Origin of the sequence: Flavobacterium sp. N1736 (assembly GCF_025947065.1) — a bacterium.
GTDB lineage: Bacteria > Bacteroidota > Bacteroidia > Flavobacteriales > Flavobacteriaceae > Flavobacterium.
Window position 1 is genome coordinate 1683173 of the sequence record NZ_CP109994.1, and the last position, 18405, is coordinate 1701577.

Annotated in this window: 11 protein-coding genes; 6 read left to right on the forward strand and 5 right to left on the reverse strand. The window is 34.2% G+C overall.

The features are described 5' to 3' along the window. Window positions 1-8 precede the first annotated feature (8 nt). The 3 genes from OLM54_RS07245 to OLM54_RS07255 all read right to left on the reverse strand — a co-directional run bounded on the left by OLM54_RS07245 (window position 9) and on the right by OLM54_RS07255 (window position 6067). On the reverse strand, window positions 9-2156 hold the full coding sequence (locus tag OLM54_RS07245) for an alpha-glucuronidase family glycosyl hydrolase (RefSeq protein WP_264537921.1): 2148 nt from the start codon (window positions 2154-2156) through the stop codon (window positions 9-11). A 280-nt stretch (window positions 2157-2436) separates the two neighbouring features. Next, window positions 2437-3477 (reverse strand): LacI family DNA-binding transcriptional regulator, encoded by a 1041-nt coding sequence (locus OLM54_RS07250; protein ID WP_264537922.1) that lies wholly within the window; start codon window positions 3475-3477, stop codon window positions 2437-2439. Window positions 3478-3613: 136 nt separating this feature from the next. After that, a complete protein-coding gene (locus OLM54_RS07255; protein ID WP_264537923.1) occupies window positions 3614-6067 on the reverse strand; it encodes a TonB-dependent receptor in 2454 nt (817 codons plus the stop codon). Between the two features lie 201 nt (window positions 6068-6268). Between OLM54_RS07255 and OLM54_RS07260 the strand changes: the two genes are divergently transcribed. The 6 genes from OLM54_RS07260 to OLM54_RS07285 all read left to right on the forward strand — a co-directional run bounded on the left by OLM54_RS07260 (window position 6269) and on the right by OLM54_RS07285 (window position 9852). Then, a complete protein-coding gene (locus OLM54_RS07260) occupies window positions 6269-6910 on the forward strand; it encodes a hypothetical protein (RefSeq protein WP_264537924.1) in 642 nt (213 codons plus the stop codon). Window positions 6911-7022: 112 nt separating this feature from the next. Beyond that, window positions 7023-7349 (forward strand): ArsR/SmtB family transcription factor, encoded by a 327-nt coding sequence (locus OLM54_RS07265; protein WP_264537925.1) that lies wholly within the window; start codon window positions 7023-7025, stop codon window positions 7347-7349. Window positions 7350-7406: 57 nt separating this feature from the next. Beyond that, window positions 7407-7877 (forward strand): DUF6428 family protein, encoded by a 471-nt coding sequence (locus OLM54_RS07270; protein ID WP_264537926.1) that lies wholly within the window; start codon window positions 7407-7409, stop codon window positions 7875-7877. Between the two features lie 131 nt (window positions 7878-8008). Beyond that, complete coding sequence (locus OLM54_RS07275; RefSeq protein WP_264537927.1) at window positions 8009-8416, forward strand: arsenate reductase ArsC; 408 nt, start codon at window positions 8009-8011, stop codon at window positions 8414-8416. Between the two features lie 298 nt (window positions 8417-8714). Beyond that, window positions 8715-9332: an OmpA family protein gene (locus tag OLM54_RS07280; RefSeq protein ID WP_264537928.1), complete on the forward strand. Its 618-nt coding sequence runs from the start codon at window positions 8715-8717 to the stop codon at window positions 9330-9332. Between the two features lie 49 nt (window positions 9333-9381). After that, complete coding sequence (locus OLM54_RS07285; protein WP_264537929.1) at window positions 9382-9852, forward strand: hypothetical protein; 471 nt, start codon at window positions 9382-9384, stop codon at window positions 9850-9852. Window positions 9853-9954: 102 nt separating this feature from the next. On the opposite strand, the gene OLM54_RS07290 is transcribed toward OLM54_RS07285, so the two are convergent. Then, window positions 9955-14010, reverse strand: a complete 4056-nt coding sequence (locus tag OLM54_RS07290; RefSeq protein WP_264537930.1) for a carbohydrate-binding protein — start codon at window positions 14008-14010, stop codon at window positions 9955-9957. Between the two features lie 262 nt (window positions 14011-14272). Beyond that, the gene (locus OLM54_RS07295) at window positions 14273-18313 is read right to left on the reverse strand and encodes a carbohydrate-binding protein (protein WP_264537931.1); all 4041 of its coding nucleotides are present in this window, start codon (window positions 18311-18313) and stop codon (window positions 14273-14275) included. Window positions 18314-18405 lie beyond the last annotated feature (92 nt).

The window sequence follows — 18405 nt, forward strand, 5'->3', positions numbered from 1 at the left end:
TTTGAATATTAATTTCCCGGTGCAAAAGGAAATTTTAATGATTTAAAATAGTCTAAAGACTGTGTTGATTTTTCAACGCCTAAAGGTAATTCCTTTTCTGAATATTGCTGAAAATATAGCAAACATGCATCCCGCCACCATTTTGCTTCTTTATACTGAATTTCTAATAACATCTGAACTTCTTTAAAACGCTCATCATCAACATACTTATGGGTTTTATTCCAAATGTTTTGCATTGCTGCAACCTGATTTACGCCTTCCTGATATTTCAATGCCAGACCATTCCAAAGCGTTTGCCCATTTTTTAATTTATAATCCCATGAAACGTGATGAAACCATAATAATTCATTTTCCGGACAGGTTTCTAAATTGTCAAAAGTTTTTTCTATTTCCGGAGCATATTGCGCTGTGGCATTTGTTCCGGTTTTTGATCGGTCGAAACCTATTCCGTTTTTATCCGCTTTATGATAATACACGGGATTCCATTCCGGTCTTGATAAATTTGAAACCCACGGACCCGGACCATAATGATGACCTGTATCCATAATATGATGTAATCCCAAAGGCGTCATATAGTTAACAACGGCTTCTCGCGATTCAATCATCATTGCTGCCACTGGTTTCACAAAATTTTCATTGTTCGAAAATGTACATCGCAGCCATTCATCGGCAATTGTTTCTGCATCTAAATAAGGATTCCACGCCAATCTTCCAAAGCCGTACCAATTTGCCTGTGCAAAAGGATGTCCTGTCCAGTTTAAATCATTTCCTATATTCGAAACACCTGCAATTCCGGTAAGTTTTGTTTTGTTTAAAGTACCGTCGATAACTTTGGCAACCGTTGTACCTTCTCCTTTTTGATAGGTATCTGATGCTAAAACTTCCTGAAATAATTTGGGCAGAAAAACCAAATGTGTACTAAAACCCAAATATTCCTGTGTGATTTGAAATTCTATCATTAAAGGCGTTTTTGGCATTGCTCCAAACATGGGATGAAACGGTTCGCGAGGCTGAAAATCAATCGCTCCGTTTTTTACCTGAACGATTACATTTTCTTTAAATTTTCCGTCGTAAGGCACAAATTCGGCGTAAGCCTGTTTTGCCCTGTCGTTTGCATCGTGTTCTGAATACACAAAAGCACGCCACATAATTACGCCTCCAAATGGTGCAACGGCATCGGCCAGCATATTGGCGCCATCAACATGATCTCTGCCGTAATTTTGTGGTCCGGGCTGTCCTTCAGAATTTGCTTTTACAAGAAATCCTCCAAAATCTGGAATTCGTTTGTAAATTTCTGCTGCTTTATTTTTCCACCAATTCATGACTTCTGCATCTTTTGGATCGGCGGTTTTTAAACCTCCAATTTCTATTGGTGCCGAAAAACGAGCGGTTAAATACACTTTGATTCCGTACGGTCTGAAAACATTGGCCAGAGCTTCGACTTTTTCTAAATATTGCGGCGTCAGGATTAGGGCATTTGCATTTACATTCGTTAAAACTGTTCCGTTAATTCCAATTGATGCATTGGCGCGGGCATAATCGATATAACGCTGATCGATAAAATCCGGCAGTTTTTGCCAATTCCATAACGAAAATCCGGCGTAACCACGTTCGACAGTTCGGTCTAAATTATCCCAATGATTTAAGATTCTGATATTTGTTTTTGGAGCATCAGCAATATTTAGATTTTTGATGGATTTATCACTTTGAACCAATCTCAAAAAACTATAAATTCCGTATAAAACACCAATATCTTTTTTTCCTGTAATGACAATTTGTTTTTTATTTTTTATCAAAATAGATTTAATAATAAAACCTTCATCGTTTATCTGATCAATATTTCCAATTTCCTTTTGAATTTCTAAACTCAGCGATTCTTTTGAGCCAATTATGATATTCTTATCTCCTTCTAATTTTGACTTCATTGAGATTTTATTCCCAAGCATATTATTTAAACCTAAGTCTAATTCATTTAAACCAATTTTTAAAGTTTCTGAATTTCCAAAAGCCACTATTCCCTGAATATCCTGAAGGTAATTTGTTACCAATTTCGCGTTTATTTTCTTCTCATATTGAAGCCATAATTTATAATCTTTTTGAGCTGAAGCAGAAAATGAAATAAAACAAAACGAGATTACCAGCCTTAAAAAAGACATTTTTATACAGGTTAATTTACAGGCAGATAATTCCATATTTTTATTTTACGCATTAATCATGTATTTAGACACAAACAGAAACATTTGATAAAATTATATCTTAAAAAATACATTATTAAAAATATTACAACAATTGCAATCGGTTGCGTAAAAATATAGTTTTGTTATTTAAGAAAAAAATTTTGGACGATTTTTTTTCAAAATTAAATATAAACATCTCGTAGAAAACCACGAAAGTGCTTCTATACGGTTAAATTCGGTAAGAAATTGAGATTGATCTTTACAAAAATTTCTTTTTATCGGAAGATTCACGCGCCAAAACCTCTGTATTTAAAAATGTTATTTCTTTAACATCTTCATCAGTAACTGATTTCAGGTTTTTTATAATAATCTCTGCGGCGGCTTTTCCCATTTTTTCTGCAGGATGCGTTATGGTAGATATATTTGGGTCAATTATTTCAGAAATCGGGTCATTATTAAAACCTATAACGGCCATTTCTTCGGGTACTTTTATACCTCTTTTTTTGGCTGTCTGAACGGCGCTTACGGCAATAATATCTCCCGGAGCAAAAAGACCGTCGGGAATTGGTTTCATATCAAATAATTTATTGCTGGCTTTTACGCCTTCTTCATACGTTACCGATTTCAGGCTAATGATTAAATCTTCGTCTATTGGTAAATTATGATCTTTTAAGGCTTCGATATAGCCTCTTTTTCTTTCATTATAAAGATTTCCAAATTCTGATCCGGCAGTTAAATGTGCAATACGAATACAACCTTGTTCTATAAGGTGTTTTGTTGCTTTATAACCGGCTGAATAGTTATCGATTACGACTCTAAAGGTGTTGTAATCTTTAGGAACCCTGTCTACAAATACCAACGGAATATTATTATTCGAGAATTGCTGAAAATGTGCCGTATCCTGAGTTTCCATAGCCAATGAACAAATAACGCCGCTTACACGATTGCTATACAATGACTTAGCCATATTTACTTCTTCATGGTATGAATCGTGAGATTGCATAATGATTACTGTATAATCTGATTTTTGGGCTGTAATTTCGATCCCGCTAATTAAGGATGACAAAAACGGCTGTGTAACGGTTGGAATTAAAACTCCAATTGTTTTGGTTTTATTGCCACGTAAACCTGCGGCTAAAGTATTGGGAACAAAGCCCATTTCTTCAGCAGTTTTTTTAACTTTCTTTATCGTTTTATCACTTATTGTATGATGATCCTTTAAAGCCCTTGAAATTGTTGATGTAGCAAGATTTAATCTCTCAGCAATATCATAGATCGTTACGTGTTTATTCTCTTCCATAAAATAAAAAATATGAAATGTAAATATAATCTATTTTCTAACAAGATGTTCTTCTGCTGCAATATTCGCAATAGTACAAAAATAAAAAGCATGCGAAACCGCATGCTTTTTTATAGATTAAATTAAAGAAATATTCTTAGAATTTATACGTAACGCCAACTCTGAAATTTCTTGGCTGTTCTGTTTGCCAGTAGTATGCATTTACATTTGTAGAAGCATAATAAGAACCGCTGTATAAATATTTATCAAGGATATTAAATACGTTTGCTGTAAATTTTATTTTTCCTGTTTCGTATGATAATCCACCGTCTAATTTAAAGTAGCTTGGTAATTTTTCCAATCCTTCGCTCCAGGTATCAGTTTGTCTGCCGTCCATAAAAGTTCCGCCAACAGAAGCGCCAAAACCTTTAATTTTTCCGTTTACAACCGTATAATTCAGCCACGCATTTGCAACGTGTTTTGCATAACCGGGCACAATATCGCCTTTTTCAATTCCTAATCCGGCAAGCAAAGGGTTTACTTCTGTAACAACAGATTCTGTAAAAGCATAATTGGCGATTAGATTTAATCCGTCAACTATTTTTCCTCTAAGATCAAATTCTAAACCCTGTGATCTTTTTTCTCCTAAAACAACTACATATTGCTGTGCATTTGGAATATTTCTTGGATCTGATGTTGTTTCATTTTTCTTTATAATTCGATATGCGGATAATGAAGTGCTCCAGGATCCGTCAAACCAGTCTTTTTTAATACCGCCTTCGATATTATGACCTGTTAACGGAAGTACTGAACCGCCATCATTTATGATACCGCCTTGTGGTGTAAAAGCCTGATCGTACAGCCCGTAAACAGCGGTACTTTCGTTGATAGAAAAACTAAGTCCTGCACGAGGCGAAACATGATTTGCCGATACCGCAGGATCTCCCCAACTAGCCTGATTTATCCATGTAAAACGTCCGGCCAAAGTAAGTCTAAGTCTGTTTTCGATAAAACCAATTTCGTCCTGAACATATACGGCTGCATATTCAGAATTTACAATTCCGCCAGCAATTGCAGCTCTGTCTTTTAATGGCGTATCATGATCAAAAACAGGCATTCCGTTTACCGGCGCACCATAGTTTGGATTAAGCACATTAAACGGTGTATCGAATGTATCTAAATCGTGAGACTGAAGCCAGTCTGCCAAATAATCTTTACTTCCTAAATCAACGCCGGTTAAAATTTTATGAGATATTGGTCCCGTATCAAATTTTCCGTTTACAAATATTTGTCCTAAATACATATTACTTTCTGCATCCCAAATCGCAACATTTCGAATTACTTCGTTTACACCAAGACTTCCGTCGATTACATCATCATAATCTAAATCAATATCGCCGGGACCTACTGCGCTTGGCCACGAACTGTATCCTTTTTGAATGTATTTAAAGTACGAAGTCTGCGCTGTAAGTTTCCATTTACTGTTAAAATTATGCTCGAACATTAAATATCCGCTGTGATCCTGGATATTGGTATCCGGAATTCCCGGTTGTGTCATTGTAAAATCTACAGGCAATGAACCGTAACCGCCGCCGTTTGCACCAAATACATAATACGAACCAATTTCGGTCATGTTAGCATATTGAAAATTATATTCGGCAGTTAATTTTGTTTTATCATCAATTTGATACGAAATTACCGGAGCAATTACATAACGGTCATTGTGTTCAAAAGGTCTGTGAGAACCTTTCTTTTGCGCAGCGCCGTTAAATCTGTACAATAATTTTCCTTTTTTATCCAGTTTTCCATCAAGATCAAGGCTAACTCTGTAAAAATCATAACTTCCTACTAGGGCAGAAACTTCCCCTTTTGTAATTCCGGTTGGTTTTTTAGTAACCACATTATAAAGTCCGCTTGGATCGCCGCTCGAAAGCATAAAACCAGCCGGTCCTTTTACAAATTCAATATGATCTACAAAACTCATATCTTCCGTAAGAGGTCCCCAAAAGGATGAAACTACGTTGAAACCGTTACGAAAAGCCTGAATTTGAGAACCGCGCATCGTGATATTCGTATACAAATCTCCCCAGTGTTCTAAACGTACAGCGCCACTCACATTGCGAATAACACCATCGCTCATACTTGTAATTTGCTGGTCTTTTAAGGTTTGACCACTTACAATTTGAATATTTTGCGGAATTTCAAGCACCGGAGTCTGCAATCTTAACGATAACGAAGGTTTGTCTTGTTTGTACTTGTTTTTTGTAATTACAACTTCGTCAAGATCTTCCTGACTTTCTAAAAGAGAGAAATTTTTTGTTGTAGTTTGATTAGCGCTTACAACAATATTTTCTTCTAAAGCTTTTACACCAACTGATTTGACAGTAACGGTATAACTGGCGGGCTTTACGTTTTTAATTTCGTATTGACCTTTTTCATTAGTAACAGCATTATATTTTGTTCCTTTAAGACGAACAGTAATATTTTCTGCAGGAGTATTTCCGCTTAATACAATTTTTCCGGATACTTTTCCCGTTTCCTGACCAATCACGGTTAATGATGTCAGAAACAACAAACAAAACAGAAACTTTTTAATGGTTATCATATTCATTTTGGTTTGGTTTTAAATTTTGAGCAAAAGTAACTGCTAAAATCTGTTTATGCAAACTATTTTTAATTAATCTAAATAAATATAGTTGTTTTAAGTTGATATTGCATGATGAACAAGCTTTCTTAGCCGCAAAACAAACCCAGCTCATACAAAAACTTTGCGTACTTTGCAGTTAAATTCTCTATCACACAAATTCAATAAATGAAAAAAATAATCTTCATAACTTTAATTGTTATCGCGGTTTTCTATCTTTTAAAACAATTCGTTTACAAACCTTATGCGTGGAAAAAAGCCATAAACAGTCCGGAACAAAAACTACAATTGGGCAGTTTTATTTTTAGTAGAGAAAGAGGCTCAAACGGGAGCCAAAGCATGCAGAATTATTATTTTGTTTTTAAAGTAATTGAAATAAACGGCGATTTAGTGCGGCTTTCAGTAATTAGACAATTATCAGATAAAGAAAATCGTTTGCAATCTGATTTTTCGACTACAAAAAAGGCGTATCAAAACTTAAAACAAAACATTAAAAACGTCACAATTACCGGAATACTTGTCGAAGATTTATACAAAGTTGATGGCGCAACCTATACCATAAATGATTATTTGATAAGCAAATATCCTGATTTAAAAAAGTCACGATATTATTATGAAGAGATTCCACAGAATAAAAAAAATACCGCTGTACCAACAGATCCTAATGATTTGATTACGTATTATGATTTAGTTTATTCGAAAGAAGAAATCATTAAAAACGGCAGACTTGCTCCGTATACAATGGTTAACAGAGATAAAGGCGAAATTGATAACGGATTATCCAAAGATATAGATTTGATTAAAAACTAATATGAAAGCCCAGTGTAATAAATTGGGCTTTTTTATTTATGACCAATAAAATAAATAATAACTTTTGTTTTTAAAATTTATATCGTAATATTGCGATATTAAAATATAAAACATGGGAGCAACTAAAACAGAACATTTTACAGATAAACAAAATCAAATTGCCACCATTGCCAAAGCATTAGGACATCCTGCAAGAATTGCCATTATTGAATATCTTTTAAAAGTAAACGAATGTATTTGCGGTGACATTGTAAATGAGTTGCCATTGGCACAACCCACTGTTTCGCAACATTTAAAGGAATTAAAAAACGCTGGTCTTATAAAAGGAAATATTGAAGGAAATGCAATTTGTTATTGCATCGACGAAAATACTTTTGCTATTTTAAAGGACTATTTTTCGAATATTATTTCAGTTGTAAAAGATCAAAAATGTTGCTAAAACATTTTTTTATCCAACTATATCGCAATATTGCATTATAACTATAAACATAAGATCATGAAATTATCAGAAATTAAAACAATACTTCCAAATTTAGAAAACGTAGCATTTCAATTGGAAAACGGGAATTTTGTTCCTGAACATTTTCACGTTACAGAAGTGGGAATTATTACTAAAAACTTTATTGATTGCGGCGGCGTAATTCGTAACGAAAAAGTGGTCAATTTTCAATTATGGAATGCTGACGATTATGAACATCGTTTAAAACCGGGCAAACTTTTACATATCATTACACTATCTGAAGAAAAATTACAAATTGAAGATTTTGAGATTGAAGTCGAATATCAAAACGAAACAATTGGTCGATATGATTTGGAATTTAATGGTTTAAACTTTGTTCTAAAAAATAAAACTACGGCTTGTCTGGCACAAGACGCTTGCGGAATACCGTCAAAACCAAAAATACAGTTAACCCAATTACAAGGCGATGCTGCAAATTCTTGTTCACCAAATTCCGGATGTTGTTAATCATGAAGAACACATTTCTAAAATATAAAAAACCAATTATCATTACAACAGCTGTTATTGTATTGCAGGTTATTTTTGGCTTTGAGCCGAAGTTTTGCATCATCAATATCATTTGGTTACTTGTTTAAATTATGACACAAAAAATTTTAGTGCTTTGCACAGGAAATAGCTGCAGAAGCCAAATTGCAGAAGGTTATTTAAAACACTTTTTAGGCAATAATGCCGAAGTTTACAGTGCCGGTGTTGAAACTCACGGCGTAAATCCAAGAGCAATTGCAACAATGAAAGAAGACGGGATTGATATTGCAAATCATACTTCAAATCATATTGATGAATATTCAAATATCGATTTTGATATTGTAGTTACGGTTTGCGATAATGCCAAAGAAAGATGTCCGTTTTTGCCAACGAAAGCTCAAAAGTTTCATCAAAATTTTTCTGATCCGGCAAAAGCAACCGGAACCGAGGAAGAAATTTTAGAAGAGTTTAGAAAAGTTAGAGAAACTATAAAAGAATATTGCCGCAATTTTAAAATATAAAACCGGAGCAAATTCAAATTTAGATTAATGAAAATACGTTCGATTTAAGTTTCTAAATACAAGTATTAAAAGTGTATCAAAAAAACCAGAAGCCTGTTTCTATAAACGAAACGGGCTTTTTTTGTTCATTTCTGAGCGAATTTCATTACAATGTTGTTTCATTTTCTAAAGTGAAACCAAGTTACCGTGATTAAATATTTTTTATAAAGAAGTAAAATTAATTTTGGTTTATAATTTCAAAAAGCCAGATAAACCACTTGCTTTAAACTAATTACAAATCAAAATTAAAACTAAAATCATGAAAAAGTATCTTCTGTTAATCGTTGTTTTTTTATTTTCATTTTTTGCGAAAGCGCAAACTTCAAACTCTTTTCTGCTTAATTTATATGGCGGTTATGTTTTTCAGGATAAAGTTGAATACGATAATAGTTATGGTTATGTAGAAGACGGTTTTGAATATGGAGCCGGATTAGAGTATTTTTTTATAGATAATAGTTCTATCGAATTAAAATACAACAGACTAGATACTAAATTGCCTTTATATGGTCCGCTTGGAACTCAACTTAATGCCGGAGATGACAAAGGTGCCATAAATTATATTTTACTGGATTATGCGCATTATTTTGATATTGGTTCTAATGTAATGCCTTATCTGGGAGCCGGTGCCGGTATCGCTATTCTTGAAACACCTCAAAGCGGAAGCGAAACTTATTTTGCATGGGAAGCAAAAGCCGGAATAAAAATTAAAACTTCTTCGCCTTTATCAATCAATTTAAATGCTTATTTGCAATCTATGGCCGCCGCAGTTGGTAATAGTTATTACTGGACTTATTACGGTCCGGTTGGTGTAACAGATTATGTAGCAACATATCAATTTGGACTTGGTGCTACAATAAGTTACGATTTCAGCAAATAAAAAATACAATAGTATAAAATATACCTCAACTAAATAAACATCAAAAATCATGAAAAAATTATTTCTATTCTTAGCTATTATAGCTTCTACGGGTTTATTTGCGCAATCTGATGATTTGACGCTTGTTCAAAATCTTTACGGAAAATCTAAAGGAGATATTATAAAAGATTATCTCAATTTGGCAGAGCCGCAAGCAACCGCATTTCAGGCAGTTTATGACAATTATGAAGCTGAACGTAAGGCTTTGGGTCAGAAAAAATTAGAAATTATAAACGACTACGCCACCAACTACAATAATATTACAGATGTAAAAGCAGATGAACTGGCAAAAAATAATTTAAAAAATAATGTTGATTTTGAAAAGCTTTTATCTAAAACGTATGGCAAAGCAAAAAAAGCTGTCGGACCAATAAATGCTGCAAAATTTATTCAATTAGAACAATATTTTCAAATCACCATAAGATCTGTAGTTCAGGATGAAATTCCGTTTATTGGAGAACTTGATAAAACAAAAAAATAATATAACTTTTTCGAATTCTTTTTTATAACAAAAGGCTGTCAATTACGACAGCCTTTTAATTTTCAAGCTATAATTTATAACTCAAAACTCATAACCAACCTTTTATTTCTTAATAAAACGTTTAACCGTTCTCGTTCCGTCTTTCTCAAAAACAATCAGATAAATTCCGGTTCTTAAACCAGAAACATTCAAATTATTATCATTGATTTTTTGCGATACAACTAAGCTTCCTGTTTGAGAATCAAATACACTTACATTTCCTCCTGTTTGATCTGTAGTAAAGAAAAGCACATCTGAAACCGGATTTGGATAAATATTTAATGCAACAGAATCTACCTCATCTTCTGTAATAGCAGCAGAAACTACAGAATTTGAAGCGTTGGCGGCCGCTGCTCCTTCAATTCTGGTGATTCTGATCCAGTTAATATTTACAGAATTACTCTGAATGTATACAAAAAGATTAGTGGTTCCGCTATCAACATTTACAGTTTGTGTAACCGTTTGCCAGTTTTGCCATCCTCTTGTATTAGGAATATCAACATGTCCTAAAAAAGATTTTTGATTATTTAAATAAGTAAGTATTTTAGCTTCTCCGGTGCTTGCTACTCTGTATTCAATTAAATAAGTACCTGATGTTGGAAAATTGACATTATTATACATCAACGAGTCTCCCATTTTTGTATCTGTAACGTTTAAACCTCCCCCAACATCTGTTGTTGTTTCGGTTTTAATTCCGCTCATAGTCGAGTAATCTTCTGCCTGGATCAAAGCCGTGGTTTCCGATTCGATTTTAGAAATTCTAATCCAGTTGATGTTAAACTTTACATTTTGAATGTGGATTGTTAAATTATAGGTTCCCGGTTTTATGTTTATAATTTGTTTAACAGTCTGCCAGTTTTGCGATCCTCCGGTATTGGGTACGGTAACTTTTTCAAGAAAATTTCCTCCATCATTTAATTCAGGAAATATTTGACCTCCATTTGCAGCACTCGCTACTCTGTATTCTATTAAATAAGAACCAGCCGTTGGAAAACTAATATTACTATAACCTAACCAGTTAGAAGCATCTGTGTTTGTAACACTTAAACCTCCGCCAACATCTGCCGTTACTTCGTTTTTTGTTCCACTCATAGCAGAGAAGTCTTCTGCCTGAATTAAAGTAGATGCCTGAGAAGTTATTTTAGTAATCCTAATCCAGTTGATGTTGACGTTTTCATTTTTAAACTGAATTGTAAGATTATAGGTTCCGGCATTCACATTTACAGTTTGTTCAACGGTTTGCCACTTTTGCATTTTTCCTGTGTAAGGTATATTAACATTCCCTATAACATTGGCTGCATTATTTAAGTCAACAAATATTTGTGCTCCATTTGCAACACTCGCTACTCTGTATTCTATTAAATAAGAACCTGATGTTGGAAAATTGATATTAGCATATTTCAACCAATCACCTGCATGTATATCGGTAACATTTAAACCTCCACCAGCGTCTGTCGTTGTTTCAGTTTTAATTCCGCTCATAGCTGTGTAATCTTCCGCCTGAATTAAAGTCGAAGGTTGGGTTTCGATTGGGGAAATTCTAATCCAGTTGATGTTCATACTTTTATTTTGAACATATATTTCAAAATTATAAGTTCCCGCATTTACGTTTACTGTTTGGGTAACAGTCTGCCAGTTTTGCCATCCTCCGGTATTGGTTATATTAACATTTCCTAAAAAAACGGACTCTTTGTTTAGGTAAGTAAATATTTGGGCTCCATTTACCGCACAAGCTATCCGGTATTCTATTAAATAAGTACCTGTAGTTGGAAAATTGATGTTGTTATACGTCATCGAGTCACCAAGATCAGTCCCTGTAACGTTTAAACCTCCACCAACATCTGTTGTTGCTTCGGTTATAACTCCGCTCATAGCAGAGTAATCTTCGGCCTGAATTAAAATTGCTTTATCCGGTACAATTGTAGAAATTAATTTCCAGTGTCCATAAGTCTGGTTAACATTCTCCCACTGCTGAATTTTAGCGCCACTCACCTTACTTGCTCCTGCAACCACAACTAATTTTCCACTGTGTCTGGCAATAAATTTATAAAACCCATCGCCTGTATCAATTACAACAAACTGTTGATTGGCATTTCCAATATAGGGATGATGTTCTACATTGGCACCATTGGCTTTATCACCTTCCTTTACACTAAGGATAGCTCCTGTAGCCATGGAATTGATTAAATACAGTCCATCACCTAAATGGGTAAATTTATATTTTTGATTATCTTTATTTGTATTTCCCTGTATTATACCATAGTCTGCATTCTGGATATCCACCTCCATGTTAAGTTCGCTGTTTCTGTTTTGCAAAAAGAACGTCTGATTGTCTAAAGTCGTGACTCCGTTTGCCAGAATTCGAATAGAACTTATCTGGTCATTCCAGGTTGTGTTTAAGGCTGCATTATCAGAATTCATAACTATTGAAGCTCCGGTAAAATTATCATTCTGATACAGAATCGCCTGAAATCCCTGAGCGATTTTAAGCGAAGAAATATCATCATTTAAAACGCCTAAAGAATTTAAACGCTCCAAATTATAATCTCCAATAGTCAATCCGCCGGAAAATCCGCTATAATAAAAATCTTTATAAACCGTAACTACGTCTGTAGAAGGACTTACATTTAAACTTGGTGAAATTGTTCCTGTAATTGAGTAACTTCCGATAGAACCATAAGCCGAATATCCTCCAGAGGCAGGATTTCCAGCTCCGGTACCATTAACACTTATAAAATATTTACCGGCCGGTAAATTTATATTCATAGCAGCATTTAAAGCAAAAGGATCAGGGTTCGAATACGTTCTCATCTCAACTCCTGCTGCGTTATACAATCTTATTAAAAGGTGCAGATTTCCGTCTCTTGCAACGGTATTGGCATTGATAGAAACATTTCCTCCGACTGTTGTAAACGTAAAGAAATCACGATCAGCTTCACTTGAAATGATGCCATTTTTTTGATTAATTACTCCATTGGCATTATAGTCTAAATTTGCTGCAGTAGCTGTTGTATTTCCATAATCGTCTGCGCGATATCCTATACCAAATTTGGCGCCTGCGATAATCGCTACATCATCCTGCTTGTTGTTTGCATTATTATATTCTCCTTTACTCCATTGTACGATTGGCCTGCTACCTGTTCCCATAATTGGCGCCCACGAAGTATTAGGAAGGCCAACATAATATTCTTCACCAGAATTTAAGCCATCATGAGTAAGATCAAAAGTATGTCCAATCTCATGAGAAGATGTTTCTCCTCCTTTCCCTGAAGTATCAAATACCCAACACGGCACATCATTATCCCAATTGAAAGAACCAACATACGCCACACCTCCAATTCCTCCTGAATATACTGCATTTGTTGGCGTTATCACCGTACGCATTCTTCTGTTTTTTGGATATGAATTATAAACGGCTTCGTTGGTCGTAATGTTTAAATTAAAAGGTCTGAAATCTTCTGCAACTATTTCCCAATGTCTTTGTATTTCTGCATCACTCATACCAGACGGTGCTGCATCTATAGGGTTACCATTGTTCCATGCGTTTCCGGCAGGCATATAATATCCATCAAAATCTAATAAAACACAACCTGCTGCACCCGGCAAACTCTGTAAATTCAATAATTCCGGAGCAATTTTAGCAGCTGCAACTTTATTGGTTGTTTTAGTTGCATTTTCAGAAACGTTTTTAGAAACATTTTTGTAATCAATACAAATCAAAGTATTAATATCAACTTTAGCAACAAATGCATTTCCCTGTGCATCTGAATAATACTTATAAGCTTCTTTTGTTTTGCTTAAAATAATATGCCCTTCCAAAGCGTTGTCTTTTACTTTAATGTAAAAAGAAGATTCTGCTGTGTTTTTAATTTCTCCAATTAAAATCTCACTTGAAGCATTAGATTCTTTATAATTAATTGTTCCATTAAAGCTTTTCGAATTTTCTACCTCAAGTGAAAATGTTTTTGAAGCAGATTTTGAATTAGCAGAAGTTGCCAGCTGCTTCTTTAAATTGTTCATAAACGACTTACTTGATCCTAAAGAAGTTTGTGCGATTGCAAAATTGCTAAAAGCAATAATTAAGAGTAAACTTAACTTAAACCTGTAATTTTTTTTCATATCTATTAATTTATTTTGGACCATATATAATCCGTTGTTACAATTAATTCAAAAACAAACATAAATCATTTTTCTTACAATAAGTAATATTTTACTTATAAAAAAATAATATTTAGTTAATTTTATGAAAGAATAAACTTTATTTTATGCGTTTATGCAATTTATAAACTATAGATGTGAATTGTTGTTATAAAAAAAGGCACTACCATTCTTTCTGTAAAAAGAAGTGATAGTACCTTTAGAAAAGTTATTTTTTTAAAAGCTATTTTTTAATAAAACGTTTAACCGTTCTCGTTCCGTCTTTCTCAAAAACAATCAGATAAATTCCGGTTCTTAAACCAGAAACATTCAAATTATTCTCATTGATTTTTTGCGATACAACTAAACTTCCTGTTTGAGAATCGAACACGCTTACATTTCCTCCTGTTTGATCTGTAGTAAAGAAAAGTACATCTGAAACCGGATTTGGATATACAGCTAATCCTGCATCTTTAATTTCATTGTTAATTGATGAAGCTTCAGAAGCATTTATTGCGGCAACTCCGACTGCTCCTTCAATTCTGGTGATTCTGATCCAGTTAATATTTACAGAATTACTCTGAATGTATACAAAAAGATTAGTAGTTCCGCTATCAACATTTACAGTTTGTGTAACCGTTTGCCAATTTTGCCATCCTCTTGTATTAGGAATATCAATATGTCCTAAAAAATATTTTTCGTTGTTTAAATAAGGAAGAATTTTAGCTTCTCCGGTGCTTGCTACTCTGTATTCAATTAAATAAGTACCAGATGTTGGAAAATTGACATTATTATACATCAACCAGTCGCCCACTTTTGTATCTGTAACGTTTAAACCTCTGCCGACATCAGTTGTTACTTCGGTTTTAATTCCGCTCATAGTCGAGTAATCTTCTGCCTGGATCAAAGCCGTGGTTTCCGATTCGATTTTAGAAATTCTAATCCAGTTGATGTTAAACTTTACATTTTGAATGTGGATTGTTAAATTATAGGTTCCTGGTTTTATGTTTATAATTTGTTTAACAGTCTGCCAGTTTTGCGATCCTCCGGTATTGGGTACGGTAACTTTTTCAAGAAAATTTCCTCCATCATTTAATTCAGGAAATATTTGACCTCCATTTGCAGCACTCGCTACTCTGTATTCTATTAAATAGGAACCAGCCGTTGGAAAACTAATATTACTATAACCTAACCAATTAGAAGCCTCTGTATTTATAACGGATAAACCTCCGCCAACATCTGTTGTTACTTCGGTTGTAATTCCGCTCATATCTGCGAAATCTTCTGCCTGAATTAAAGTTGATTCCTGAGATGTTATTTTGGTAATCCTGATCCAGTTGATGTTTACGTTTTCATTTTTAAACTGAATTGTAAGATTATAGGTTCCGGCATTCACATTTACAGTTTGTTCAACGGTTTGCCACTTTTGCATTTTTCCTGTGTAAGGTATATTAACATTCCCTATAACATTGGCTGCATTGTTTAAGTCAACAAATATTTGTGCTCCATTTGCAACACTCGCTACTCTGTATTCTATTAAATAAGAACCTGATGTTGGAAAATTAATATTACCATATTTCAACCAATCACCTGCATGTGTATCTGTAACATTTAAACCTGCACCAGCATCTGTCGTTGTTTCAGTTTTAATTCCGCTCATAGCTGTGTAATCTTCCGCCTGAATTAAAGTCGAAGGTTGGGTTTCGATTGGGGAAATTCTAATCCAGTTGATGTTCATACTTTTATTTTGAACATATATTTCAAAATTATAAGTTCCCGCATTTACGTTTACTGTTTGGGTAACAGTCTGCCAGTTTTGCCATCCTCCGGTATTGGTTATATTAACATTTCCTAAAAAAACAGACTCTTTGTTTAAGTACGTAAATATTTGGGCTCCATTTACCGCACAAGCTATCCTGTATTCTATTAAATAAGTACCGGTAGTTGGAAAATTGATGTTGTTATACGTCATCGAGTCACCAAGATCAGTCCCTGTAACGTTTAAACCTCCACCAACATCTGTTGTTGCTTCGGTTATAACTCCGCTCATAGCAGAGTAATCTTCGGCCTGAATTAAAATTGCTTTATCCGGTACAATTGTAGAAATTAATTTCCATTGTCCGTTAGTCTGGTTAACATTCTCCCACTGCTGAATTTTAGCGCCAGTCTCTTTACTTGCTCCTGCAACCTCAACTAATTTTCCGCTGTGTCTGGCAATAAATTTATAAAATCCATCACCCGTAGCAACTACAACAAATTCTTGATTTGCATTTCCAATATAATCACTTTGTTCAATACTGACACTATTGGTCTTATTCGAATCTTTTACACTAAGAACTTTTCCTGCAGAGTTGGAATAGATTGTATATAATCCGTTACCTAAATGGGTAAATTTATATTTTTGATAATCTTTATTTATATTTCCCTGTAGTATACCATTTCCGTAGTTTCCATTCTGGCTTTCTATGTTAAGTCCGCTGTTTTTGTTTTGCAAAAAGAACATCTGATTGTCTAAAGTCGTGACTCCGTTTGCCAGAATTCGAATAGAACTTACCTGGTCATTCCAGGTTGTGTTTAAGGCTGCATTATCAGAATTCATAACTATTGAAGCTCCGGTAAAATTATCATTCTGATACAGAATCGCCTGAAATCCCTGAGCGATTTTAAGCGAAGAAATATCATCATTTAAAACGCCTAAAGAATTTAAACGCTCCAAATTATAATCTCCAATAGTCAATCCGCCGGAAAATCCGCTATAATAAAAATCTTTATAAACCGTAACTACGTCTGTAGAAGGACTTATAGCTGCATTTGGTAAAATCGTTCCTGTAATAGAATAACTTCCGATAGAACCATAAGCCGAATATCCCCCAGAGCGTACATTTCCTGCTCCGGTACCGCTAATGCTAATAAAATATTTACCGGCCGGTAAGTTTGTATGCATTGCAGCATTTAAAGTAAACGGATCAGGGTTCCAATACGTTTCTATTTGTGTTCCGGCTGAATTAAATAATCTGATTAAAATATGCAGATTTCCGCTTCTAGAAACTGTATGGGCGTTGATAGATACATTTCCACCGGCTGTTGTAAACGTAAAGAAATCAGTATCGGCTTCACTTGTAATGACACCGTTTTTTTGATTAATTACTCCGTTAACATTATAATCTAAGTTTGCCGCAGTAGCTATCGTATTTCCATAATCGTCTGCGCGATATCCTAAACCAAATTGATCGCTTGCAATAATCGCTACATCATCCTGCTTGTTGTTTGCATAATCGTATTCTCCTTTACTCCACTGTGTAATAGGATTATAATACCCCACGCCCATAATAGGAGCCCACGAAGCATTAGGTTCACCGGCATAATATCCTTCGGCAGGATTTGTACGACCATCATGAGAAAGACCTAAAGTATGTCCAATTTCATGCGAAGTCGCTTGTGCTCCTGAAACTGAAGTATCAAATACCCAAGACGGTACATCATCAAAATTGAAAGAACCAACATAAGCCACACCACTTGCTCCCGGATATATTGAACCTGTTGGCGTTATCACCGTACGCATTCTTTTCTTTTTTGGATATGAATTATAAACAGCTTCGCTGGTCGTAATATTTAAATTAAAAGGTCTGAAATCTTCTGCAACTATTTCCCAATGACCTTGTATGTCTTCATCGCTCATACCAGAAGGTGCTGCATCTATTGCATTACCATTGTTCCAAAGACTTCCTGCGGACAGAGAGTAACCATCAAAATCTAATAAAACACAACCTGCTGCACCCGGTAAACTTTCTAAACTCAATACTGCAGGAGAAATTTTAGCAACTGCAACTTTATTGGTTGTTTTAGCTGCATTTTTAGAAACGTTTTCGTACTCAATACAAATCAAACTATTAATATCAACTTTAGCAACAAATGCATTTCCCTGTGCATCTGAATAATACTTATAAGCTTCTTTTGTTTTTCTTAAAATAATATGCCCTTCCAGAGCGTTGTCTTTTACTTTAATGTAAAAAGAAGATTCTGCTGTATTTTTAATTTCTCCAATTAAAATCTCACTTGAAGCATTAGATTCTTTATAATTAATTGTTCCATTAAAGCTTTTCGAATTTTCTACCTCAAGTGAAAATGTTTTTGAAGCAGATTTTGAATTAGCAGAAGTTGCCAGCTGCTTCTTTAAATTGTTCATAAACGACTTACTTGATCCTAAAGAAGTTTGTGCGATTGCAAAATTGCTAAAAGCAATAATTAAGAGTAAACTTAACTTAAACCTGTAATTTTTTTTCATATCTATTAATTTATTTTGGACCATATATAATCCGTTGTTACAATTAATTCAAAAACAAACATAAATCATTTTTCTTACAATAAGTAATATTT